Below are 1,434 nucleotides of genomic sequence, written 5' to 3' on the forward strand. Positions count from 1 at the left end.
AAGTTGGTTTTTACACGCTAGATGAACTCGTTCCGCAAGACCATTTTCTTCGTCAAGTTGAGCAAGTTATCGATTTTTCCTTCATCTATGACTTGGTCGCAGATACTTATTCTGAGGATAAAGGACGTCCTAGTTTAGACCCTGTTATGCTGGTTAAAATCCCTCTCATCCAATGTTTCTACGGTATCCGTTCCATGCGCCAAACTATCAAGGACATTGAGGTCAATACCGCCTATCGCTGGTTTCTGGGTTTGAGCTTAAACGATAAGGTTCCTCATTTTACCACTTATGGCAAAAATTACAATCGTCGTTTTCAAGATAAGGAAGTAATAGAGGAAATTTTTCATTATGTTCTATCCATTGTATGGGGGCAAGGTTTGATTGACCCGACTGAGGTTTTTATTGATGGGACTCATATCAAGGCCGCAGCTAATAACCACAAATATACTCATCAAGTTCTAGACAAGCAAGCTAAGTTTATGAGTAAGCAACTGGAAGTTGAGATTGACTTAGATCGGAAAAAGCACGGAAAAGAGTCGTTCGAGCCTGCAAAAGAAAGCTAGGCTGAGCCGAAGAAGACTTCTACTACCGACCCTGAAAGTGGTTGGTTTCACAAGGGAGAGCATAAGGAAGTGTTCGCCTACAATGCCCAAGTAGGGTGCGATCAGCATGGATGGGCACTAGCTTATAGTATCGATGCTGGCAATGTGCATGACAGTCAGGCTTTTCTTGCACTTTTTGAACAGTTGAAGAGATTCCAATCTGACTATCTTATTGCCGATGCTGGCTATAAGACTCCAAGTATTGCAAAATTCCTCCTTGACCAAAATATTACACCTGTATTCCCTTATACTCGCCCTCGTGGAAAGAAAGGGAAGCTTCACCCTAAGGATTTTATCTATGAGGAATACTATGACTGTTACCTTTGCCCTGAAAATCACGTGTTAGCCTACTCTACAACAAATCGCGATGGCTATCGTGAGTATAAAAGTGATCCTAAGATTTGCGCAAATTGTCCTCTGTTATCCAGTTGCACAGAAAGTAAAAAGAAACAGAAAATCCTTACTCGCCATATTTGGAGGGATTATTTAGAGATTTGTGAGGAGATTCGGCATCAAAAGGGAAGTAAGGAACTTTACCAGAAACGTAAAGAATCGGTGGAGCGGCTTTTTGGCACAGCCAAAGAATACCACAATCTACGTTATACAAGAGAAGTGGGTAAGTCCAAAATGAAGGCAAAAGTTGGACTTGCTTTGGCGTGCCTGAATATCAAAAAATTGGTAAAAGTGATGGCGGGGAAGCTTTTTTATTTTTCGCTGAAAACTATTTTGATAAAGATTTTAGCCTATTTTGAGAATAGTAACGCTGAAGATATAAAAAAGACAAACATTAAAACGATGTTTGTCTTCAATCTGAAACAACGGATTTGCCGTT

1 pseudogene is annotated in these 1,434 nt (G+C 40.4%); it reads left to right on the plus strand.

The features are described 5' to 3' along the window. A pseudogene (locus QM409_RS10710) lies at positions 1–1,434 on the plus strand (IS1182 family transposase); the annotation flags it as partial.

Source organism: Streptococcus mitis (assembly GCF_047465045.1).
Lineage (GTDB): Bacteria > Bacillota > Bacilli > Lactobacillales > Streptococcaceae > Streptococcus > Streptococcus mitis_DT.